Below are 7407 nucleotides of genomic sequence, written 5' to 3' on the forward strand. Positions count from 1 at the left end.
TCCTTGAGGAAACGTTCAGTCGTCAGGTCATCACGGTTCAAATAGCCGCGAGCAACCCCGGAACCACCGATGTAGATTTCCCCCGGTACGCCCAACGGCACGGGTTGTTTATGTTCATCCAGCAAATAGAACTGAGTGTTCGCCACCGGCTTGCCGATGTGCGCGGCAAACCCATCTTCGCGGGCCATCGAGACCCAACTCGAATAAGTGGTGGTTTCCGAGGGACCATAGAGATTGCACAGGCGCTTGACCGAAGTCTGTTCGAACAGCGCTTCCACCAGACTGCGCTTGAGCGCTTCACCGGCCACGTTGACCGTGTCCACACCCTCGCCCAGCCCACCGGACTCCAGCAACGCCTTGAGCGCCGACGGTACGGTGTTGATCAGGGTGATGTCGTGCTCGCCGTGTTGCAGTTCCAGCACATTAGTGACCACCTCGATGCTGCCGCCCGACGTCAGCGGCGCGAAGCATTCATAGACCGCGAGATCGAAGTTCAGCGAAGTCGAGAACAGCGTCTTCGACAGCGTCTGAGCATCGAACGACCGATGGGCCCAAGTGAGGAAGTTCACCGTGTTGCGGTGTTCGATCATCACGCCTTTAGGCAAACCGGTGGAGCCCGAGGTGTAGATCAGGTAGGCCAAGTGCGACGAGGTCAGTTCTGGCACCTGCGGATTCAGGACGGATTCGTCCTGCCACAGTCCGCTACCCAGATCGATGACTGGCATCGAGGCTTCTGCCAACAACCCAAGGGTTGCCTTCTGGGCCAAAACGACGGCCGGTGCACTATCCTCGAGCATGTAGGCAATCCGATCCGCCGGATACGCCGGATCCAGCGGCACATAACCACCGCCGGCCTTGAGAATCGCCAGCAACCCCACCACCATGTCGACACCGCGCTCGACACAGATCGCCACCCGCGAATCCGGCTGCACGCCCTGCCCGCGCAGGTAGTGCGCCAACCGGTTGGCCCGTTCGTTCAGTTCGGCATAAGTCAGATGCTGATCGCCATGCAGCACGGCCACCGCCTCCGGCGTGCGCTGCACCTGTTCCTCGAACAGCCCGTGAATGGTCTGCTCCAGCGGATATGCAGCCTCAGTGGCGTTGAACGCCACCAGCAGTTGCTCGCGTTCTGCCACCGGCAGAATCGGCAGGCGATACAACGCCGCCTGCGGCGTCCGCTCCAACGCCTCCACGAGTTTTTCCAGGGCCGTGTGCATGTACCCGCAGACCCGCTGCGCGCCAATTTGCGCCGCCACCAGTACCGTCAGACTGAAACCGTTGCCCAGGTCGTCGACGTTCAATGTCAGCGGGTAGTTGGTGCGCTCTTCGCCATCCAGGGCATGGATACCCTGCCAAGCGTCCGTCGCCTGCGCCGAAAGCTCGCCCGTGGCACTGTGTCGATAGTTGAGCAAGGCACTGAACAGTGGCAATGGCGCCGCTACGCCGCTGCAACGCTGGGCCAAAGCCAGGGAGGCATGCTCGTGACCCAACAAAGCTGTCAAGCGGGCATGGGTGGCCTTGACTCCGGCACGTGCGCCTTGCGCGCCCACGTCCACCCGCAGCGGCAAGGTGTTGATGAACATCCCCAGCGCCCGGTCGGCGCCCTCGCCGCCCTGCATCCGCCCCATCAGCACGGTGCCGAACACCACCTCCTGCTTGCCGGAGACCTTGCCCAACACCTGGGCCCAGGCCAGGTGCATCAGGCTGGCGGCACTGACACCCAGCTGGCGCGCCTGGGCCCGCAAACGCTCGGACAATGCGGGGTCCACGCTCCGGTGGAGCTCGTCGATACCATGGCCATCCCCCTGCACATCGTGCAGGCCGAACGGCAACGTCGGCTCATCGATGTCCCCAAGCATCTCGCGGAAGAACATCTCGTGTTCTTCACGGCTCACACCCAAACGGGCCTGAGCCACATAGTTGCGGTACGGCACAGCTGCACTCAGCTCTGCGGCTTCGCCCAGCAAGTGCGCCTGCATTTCATGCTGGACCACTTCCATCGCCGTGTGATCCAAGGCCATGTGATGGAACCGCAAAGTCGCCACCAGACGTTGATTGACGTCATCGCGCCCATAGGACAAGCGCATCAGCGGTGCCTGGCTGACGTCCAGGCTCTGATGCCGAGGGTCAAAGCGCTGGCGCAGTTGTGTCACAGCATCACCGGCGGCCGGATCGAGATCGACCGTTTCAAGGTGCAACGTCGCCTTGCGCCAGACCACTTGCAGCGGCTCGTCCAGACCTTCCCAGGCCACACTGGTGCGCAGGATGTCGTGGCGGTCGATGACCACCTGCAAGGCCTCGACGAATGCGTCGAGACGTTCGCGGTTGTCGAAGGCGAACTGCGATTGCAGCACATAGGGGTCGCCCTGCTCGGCGGCCAGATGGTGATAGAGAATGCCTTCCTGCAACGGCGCCAGCGGGTAGATGTCCTGGACGTTGGCGGCACCGCCCGGAACGGTGGCAACGATCCGGTCGATCGTCTGTTGGTCGAGGGTGACCAGCGGCAACATGGCCGGGGTGATGTGTCCGCAATCCAGCGGAATCAGGTTTTGCGGAACAGTGATTTCCCTGCCACTGCCGATGGCGGCCGCCAGCGCCGCCAGGGTCGGCTGGCTGAACAGGACGCGCACGTCGGCGCTCAGGCCGGCCTGGCGCATGCGTTCGATCAGCGTCACCGCCAACAACGAATGACCGCCGAGCTCGAAGAAGTGATCGTGACGACCGACCTGCTCGACCTTGAGCACCTCGGCCCACAGTTGGGCCAGGGTGGTTTCGATCTCGCCTTGCGGGGCTGCGTATTCACGGCTGGCGTAGGCGTCCGCGTCCGGCGCCGGCAAGGCGCGACGGTCCAGCTTGCCGTTGGCGGTCAGCGGAAAGGATGGCAGCACCACGAAAGCGCTGGGCACCATGTACTCGGCCAGCGTGCTCGCCAGTTGGCTGCGCAGTTCGTGCACTGACAACGTGACACCCTCTTCAGGGATCACATAACCCACCAGGCGTTTAGGTCCGTTGTCGTCCTGTCGCGCCAGCACCACGGCGTCTTTCACGCCGGCGCACTGGCCCAACCGCGCCTCGATCTCGCCCAGTTCGATACGGAAACCACGGATTTTCACCTGGTCGTCGTTACGACCGAGGTAATCCACGACGCCGTCGGCACGCCAGCGCGCCAGGTCGCCGGTGCGATAGAGCAAGGCCGCCGGATCGGCGCTGAACGGGTCGGCGACGAACTTCTCGGCGGTCAGTTCCGGGCGGTTCAGGTATCCCTTCGCCACGCCATCGCCACCGATGTACAACTCACCCGCCACACCGACTGGCACGGGTTGCTGATTCGCATCCAGCACGTAGACGCGGGTGTTGCCGATCGGATGACCAATCGGGATACCGCCCTCGCCCACGGTCTTGATTTCGTAAGTAGTGGTAAACGTCGTGGCTTCGGTCGGGCCATAACCGTTGAGCAGATGCTGCGGCGCGCCATCCTTGAGCACGCGCCCGATCACCGCCGGATCCAGCACGTCGCCGCCCACGATCAGGTAACGCAGTTGCTTGAACACCGGCAGCAAACCAGCGGCGTACTGGTGGAACAGCCCGGCGGTCATCCACAGCACGCTGATCGACTGCTCGGTCAACAGCGCGGCAAAGCGCGCCTGATCCAGCAGCACATCCTGCTCGACCACGACCACGCAACCGCCGTTGAGCAACGGCGCCCAGACGTCGAGGGTACTGGCGTCGAAGGCCGGGTTCGAGGCAAACGCGACTCGATCCTGCTTGTTGAAATCGGCGTAACCGTTGTTGATCACCAAGCGGTTGATTGCGCGATGGGGTACCAGCACACCCTTCGGCATCCCGGTGGAACCGGAGGTATACATGATGTAGGCGACGGATTCGGCGCTCTGCGTCAGGTTCAGGTTCAGGTTATCGGAGGTTCCGTCCAGCACCACGGTGTCCAGGTCCACCCGCACGGTGTCTTCAAGGGCAGTCGCTGCGCTGCGGGTCAATACAACTTGCGCTCCGCTGTCCCGCACCATGAACTGTTGGCGTTCGACCGGTGCGTTGACGTCCAGCGGCACGTAGACGGCGGCGCACTTGAGGACGGCCAGTTGACTGACCAGCAAGTCAATCGAGCGCTCCAGTGCAATCGCCACACTGTCACCCGGCTGCACCCCCAGGACGATCAGATGCCGGGCCAGGCAATTGGCCCGGCCGTTCAGCTCGGCATAGCTCAGGTGGTGTTCGTTATGTACCGCGGCCGGTGCATCCGAATTGAGCTGCACCTGCGCCTCGAACAATCCATGGACGGTTCTGTCCTGCGGATAGCGCCGCGTGGTTGCGTTGAAATCCACCAGCAACTGCCGACGCTTGTCCGGTGGCAAGCTATTGAGCTGATGCAGCGGCATTTCCGGGGCTTGCTCCAGCGCCTGGACCAGGCTCTCAAGCGCCGTCAGCATGCACTCGCCGACGTTCCGGGCGCCAATTTCAGTCAAGGCCAAGACGCTCAGGCTGAAGTCCGCACCCAGGTCATCCACCGACAGGGTCAACGGATAGTTGGTTTCCTCCGCGCTTGCCAGGGCCTGCAAACCTTCCCACGCTTTGAGTGTCTGGGCCGCCGGTAGCTGCTGGGCCGTGCCGCTATGCCTGTAGTTGAGCAATGAGCCGAACAACGGTGCAGGTGCCGGAACACCGCTGCAACGCTGGGCCAGCGCCAGCGAAGCGTGCTCGTGACCAAGCAGGGCCGCCAGGCTCTCATGGGTGGACGCCACGCCTTCACCCACGCCTTGCCCAGTCAGTCGCACCCGCAGTGGCAGGGTATTGATAAACATGCCCAGCGCGCGATCGGAGCCGTCACCGCCCTGCATCCGGCCCATCAATATCGTGCCGAACACAACGTCATCCCTGCCCGAAAGCCCGCCCAACACACGGGCCCAGGCCAGGTGATGCAGGCTCGCCGCGCTGACGCCCAACTGACGGGCTTGAGCCCGCAGACGACGGCTCAACGCACTATCGACTGGGAAACGCACTTCTTCGACCGCCGATTCGTTCTTGGGCACTTCGGCATAGCCCAGGGGCAGCGTCGGTTCATCGACATCGGACAGCATCTGGCGGAAGAACGTCTCATGAGCATCGTCACCCGCCCCGAGCCGGACCTGCGCCACATAATTGCGATATGGCACCACCTCAGGCAAGGCATCGGGCATGCCGAGCAGAAACGCTTGCATCTCATGCTGCACCAGCTCCAGCGCCACATGGTCCAGCGCCATGTGATGGAACAACAGAATCGCCACCCAGCGCTCGTTCGGGCGATCCTGCGCACAGACCAGGCGCAATAAAGGCGCCTTGCCCACGTCCAGCCGATGGTGCCGGGTGTCGAAACGTTGCTGCAATTGCCACTCGATGGCACCGTCAAGCGGATCAAGTACGATCTCTTCCAACGTCAGACTGGCAGCGCGCCAGACGACCTGCACCGGCTCTTCGAGGCCTTCCCAGAACACCGATGTGCGCAGGATGTCGTGGCGATCGATCACCCCTTGCAAGGCCCGGGTAAAGTCGTCAAGACGGGTACGCCGGTCGGCCCCGAACAAGGCGTGGAGCACATAGGGATCGCCGTGTTCTGCGGCAAGGTGATGGTAAAGGATGCCTTCCTGCAACGGCGCCAGTGGATAAATGTCCTGCACGTTACCGGCGCCGCCAGGCACACTCTCGACGATCCGGTCGATGTCCTCCTGGGTCAGGCTCGCCAGCGGCAGCATGTCCGGCGTGATGCGAAACGCCGGGCTCAACCAATCCCCGCCATTGGTCCCCACCAAATCGAGCAATTCCTGCTTATGCGCGGTAAGGCTATCCCACAACGCACCGTCCAGCCCTTCGTCATCGCCCTGGATCAGCAGGTTGTCGCCGTCCTGCTGGAGACGGATCGGGTGCTTGGAAAGAGCTGCCATCAGTTCGCTGAATTGCATCGAAGGACCTGCTTTTCTGGTTCGGAGTGGTTGACGATCAGTGTGACTTTCAGAGACGGCGTGTCGCCTGGACGCGAGGACTGGCAGTTGATGGGCCGATCACGTCGGGCAGGCCAATGCAGTGAATATCGTCATGTTCAACCGAAGGAGAGCCCTCTCCGGGACTGTCTCCTTACAGGCCAAAAAAAATTAGAGCATTCAGTAGGGCATGTCTGTCATGGGAAGCAGGGACAAGTCCCGGCAACGGGCAGGCGGGCACAAGCCCGCAGCACCCGGGAAACACCCCGAACCCCGTGGGAGCGAGCCTGCTCGCGATGACGTCAGCCCATCCAGCATCAATGCCAACTGACCCACCGCTATCGCGAGCAGGCTCGCTCCCACCCTGGACCGTGAAAGCCCGCAGCATCCGGGAAACACTCCGAACCCCGTGGGAGCGAGCCTGCTCGCGATGACGTCAGCCCATCCAGCATCAATGCCAACTGACCCACCGCTATCGCGAGCAGGCTCGCTCCCACCCTGGACCGTGAAAGCCCGCAGCATCCGGGAAACGCCTCGAACCCCGTGGGAGCGAGCCTGCTCGCGATGGCGTCAGCCCATCCAGCATCAATGCCAACTGACCCACCGCTATCGCGAGCAGGCTCCCCACCACCCTGGACCGTGAAAGCCCACAGCACCCGGCAAACACCCCGAACCCCGTGGGAGCGAGCCTGCTCGCGATGGCGTCAGCCCATCCAGCATCAATGCCAACTGACCCACCGCTATCGCGAGCAAGCTCCCTCCCACCCTGGACCGTGAAAGCCCGCAGTACCCGGGAAACGCCTCGAACCCCGTGGGAGCGAGCCTGCTCGCGATGGCGTCAGCCCATCCAGCATCAATGCCAACTGACCCACCGCTATCGCGAGCAGGCTCGCTCCCACCCTGGACCGTGAAAGCCCGCAGCATCCGGGAAACGCCCCGAACCCCGTGGGAGCGAGCCTGCTCGCGATGACGTCAGCCCATCCAGCATCAATGCCAACTGACCCACCGCTATCGCGAGCAGGCTCGCTCCCACCCTGACCGTGAAAGCCCGCAGCATCCGCGAACACCCCGAACCCCGTGGGAGCGAGCCTGCTCGCGATGACGTCAGCCCATCCAGCATCAATGCCAACTGACCCACCGCTATCGCGAGCAGGCTCGCTCCCACCCTGACCGTGAAAGCCCGCAGCACCCGGCAAACACCCCGAACCCCGTGGGAGCGAGCCTGCTCGCGATGACGTCAGCCCATCCAGCATCAATGCCAACTGACCCACCGCTATCGCGAGCAGGCTCGCTCCCACCCTGGACCGTGAAAGCCCGCAGCACCCGGCAAACACCCCGAACCCCGTGGGAGCGAGCCTGCTTGCGATGGCGTCAGCCCATCCAGCATCAATGCCAACTGACCCACCGCTATCGCGAGCAGGCTCCCCACCGCCAGGGT

Annotated in this window: 1 protein-coding gene (cut by a window edge); it reads right to left on the bottom strand. The window is 63.1% G+C overall.

All coding sequences use genetic code 11. From position 1 onward, the window contains the following. Positions 1-5951, bottom strand: the start of a protein-coding gene (locus tag LOY35_RS16300) for a non-ribosomal peptide synthetase (RefSeq protein WP_258624802.1). It extends 25003 nt beyond the left edge of the window; only the first 5951 of its 30954 coding nucleotides appear in the window; it begins with the start codon at positions 5949-5951; its stop codon lies beyond the left edge, outside the window. Positions 5952-7407: the final 1456 nt, after the last annotated feature.

Source organism: Pseudomonas sp. B21-028, from assembly GCF_024749045.1.
Taxonomy (GTDB): Bacteria; Pseudomonadota; Gammaproteobacteria; order Pseudomonadales; family Pseudomonadaceae; genus Aquipseudomonas.